Source organism: Paracoccus rhizosphaerae (genome assembly GCF_026162645.1).
GTDB classification, from domain to species: domain Bacteria; phylum Pseudomonadota; class Alphaproteobacteria; order Rhodobacterales; family Rhodobacteraceae; genus Paracoccus; species Paracoccus rhizosphaerae.
The window spans coordinates 1-2,477 of record NZ_JAOTBE010000140.1; the positions used below are offsets into that span (position 1 = coordinate 1).

General features: G+C 64.4%; 3 protein-coding genes. All 3 read left to right on the plus strand.

The features are described 5' to 3' along the window. The first annotated feature begins 86 nt into the window (after window positions 1–86). The 3 genes from tnpA to tnpC are packed head-to-tail and all read left to right on the plus strand — an operon-like array spanning window position 87 to window position 2,449. A complete protein-coding gene (gene tnpA, locus OC184_RS19850; protein ID WP_265508914.1) occupies window positions 87–497 on the plus strand; it encodes an IS66-like element accessory protein TnpA in 411 nt (136 codons plus the stop codon). Window positions 498–511: 14 nt separating this feature from the next. Further along, on the plus strand, window positions 512–844 hold the full coding sequence (tnpB, locus tag OC184_RS19855) for an IS66 family insertion sequence element accessory protein TnpB (RefSeq protein WP_265508916.1): 333 nt from the start codon (window positions 512–514) through the stop codon (window positions 842–844). A 54-nt stretch (window positions 845–898) separates the two neighbouring features. Continuing rightward, window positions 899–2,449, plus strand: coding sequence for an IS66 family transposase (tnpC, locus tag OC184_RS19860; protein ID WP_265508915.1), 1,551 nt, complete (start codon window positions 899–901; stop codon window positions 2,447–2,449). Window positions 2,450–2,477 lie beyond the last annotated feature (28 nt).

Here is a 2,477-nt window from a genome sequence, read left to right on the forward strand (position 1 = left end):
CCGTAAGCGGCGTCTGAACCCCACATTGTTCAGCTGACGCCCTGCTGCGAAGTCTTTTCCATCGACCGGTGGGAGTGCGTTTCGCAATGTGTGCCAAGAATTCGTTTCTCACTTCACTGGGTGTCGAGATCTACGCCTCTGGTCATCGGCGGTGGCCGGATGAGGTGAAGGCTCGGGTGGTCGCCGATACGCTGGAGCCCGGAGCCACAGTGAACGCGGTGGCGGATCGCTATGGAGTGCAGCCGAACCAATTGTCAGCGTGGCGAGGGTTGGCCAAGCAGGGCAAGCTGGTCCTTCCGGCCCTGTCGACCGAAGAGCCGGTTTTCGTGCCCTTGGTCGTTTGCGATCCCCCGCCTGCCGCACCTTTCTGCGACAGATCCCCTGGGGACAAGCGGATCCGGATCGTGATCGGCGAGGTCACGCTTGAGTTGGCCGCGGATACGCCGGCCGTTCGGCTGGCCGAGATCGTTCGTGCCCTTGGAGCCGCCGGATGCTGATGCCGTCGCAGGGTATGCGGATCTTGGTGGCAACCAAGCCGGTGGACTTCAGGAAGGGGCATGACGGGTTGGCGGCGCTGGCGCAGTCGATGCTGGCGGAAGACCCCTTCACCGGCACGATCTTTGTGTTCCGCTCGAAGCGCGCCGACCGGCTGAAGATCCTGTTCTGGGACGGCAGTGGCCTGGTGATGGCCTACAAGCGCCTTGAGGCCGACAACTTCACTTGGCCCGCCGTTCGGGACGGCGCCATGACCTTGAGCCGAACGCAGTTCGAGGCGCTTTTTGCTGGCCTGGACTGGCGCCGGGTCCGGCCTCTGGAAACCTCGAAGCCAGCCGTTGCAGAATGACCTGAACGCAAGAAAAAGAGAGCAATATCAGGTGGACCGGGCTATGATCTTGGCATGTCCGGAGCCCCGACCATCGACCTGTCCATCATCCCCGAAAGCCAGCGCGCCGCTGTTCTTGCCGTGCTGCGCGAACGGGATGCGCTGCGGGAAACCAACCGGCGACTGGAGCATCTCATCGCCGAGCTGAACCAGGTCGTGCATGGCAAACGCTCGGAGAAGCTGAACGACGACGAGCGCCAGCTGGCTTTCGAGGATCTCGAAACTGCCGTGGCAGAGGCCGAGACCCGGCAGGATGCGGAGGTTGGCCCCCGCACGCCTTCACGTAGAGCCGCACGCCGCAACCGCGGACATCTTCCGGAAAGCCTGCCGCGCGTCGAGCAGGTCATCAAACCGGACAGCCTGCTCTGTCCGTGTGGCTGCGGTGAGATGCACCGCATCGGCGAAGACCGGACCGAGCGGCTGGACATCGTGCCCGCGCAGCTACGGGTTATCGTGACCGTGCGCCCGAAGTATGCGTGCCGCCGGTGCGCCGAGGGCGTGACCCAGGCACCGGCCCCTGCGCACCTGATCGAAGGCGGGCTGCCCACCGAGGGCGCCCTCGCGCATGTGCTGGTCAGCAAATACGCGGACCATCTGCCGTTGTATCGTCAAAGCCAGATCCTTGCCCGCGCGGGCATCGAGCTTCACCGCAGCACGCTGGCTGATTGGGTCGGCACCGCCGCCTTCCACCTCGGTCCCGTGGTTGATCGATTGGCCGAGCACCTGAAGACGTCGACCAAGCTGTTTATGGATGAGACAACGGCACCCGTGCTCGATCCTGGCAGGGGGCGGACGAAGACGGGCTATCTCTGGGCCTTGGCGCGCGATGACCGCTCATGGGGCGGAGGCGATCCCCCCGGCGTGGTCTTCACCTATGCTCCCGACCGCGCGGGCGATAACGCAGAGCGCATCCTGCAGGGCTTTGACGGCATCCTGCAGCTGGATGGCTATACCGGCTACAACCGCCTGACGCGTCCCTCCCGGACAGGCGGCGCGCCGATCACCGTCGCTCATTGCTGGGCGCATGCCCGGCGAAAACTGAAGGAGATCTTCGATCGCGACGGCTCTGAGATCGCAGCCGAGGGACTGCGCCAGATCGCCGAGCTTTACCGGATCGAGGCCGAGATCCGCGGCATGGGTTCCGGCCAGCGGCTGTCGGCCCGCCAGGCGCGAAGTGCGCCGCTAGTCGCTGCATTCGGGGAATGGCTGCAGCTACAGTATCGGCGGGTATCATTAAAGTCCCGCCTCGGGGAGAAGCTGGCCTATATCCACCGCCACTGGAACGGGTTGCAGACCTTCCTGCACGACGGCCGGGTCGAAATCGACTCCAACAACGTCGAGAACCTGATCCGCCCAATCGCGCTGACCCGCAAGAATGCGCTCTTCGCCGGCCACGACGAGGGCGGTCGATCCTGGGCCGGCATCGCATCTCTGATCGCTACCGCCAAGGTCAACCGCGTCGAGCCCTTCGCTTACCTTAAGGCGACTTTGGAAGCAGTCGCCGCCGGTTACCCACAGGCCCACATCGACGATCTGCTGCCTTGGAACTTAAAGCTGTCAAGCTGAACGTGCGTGGGGCGCAACCGCCGCTTAC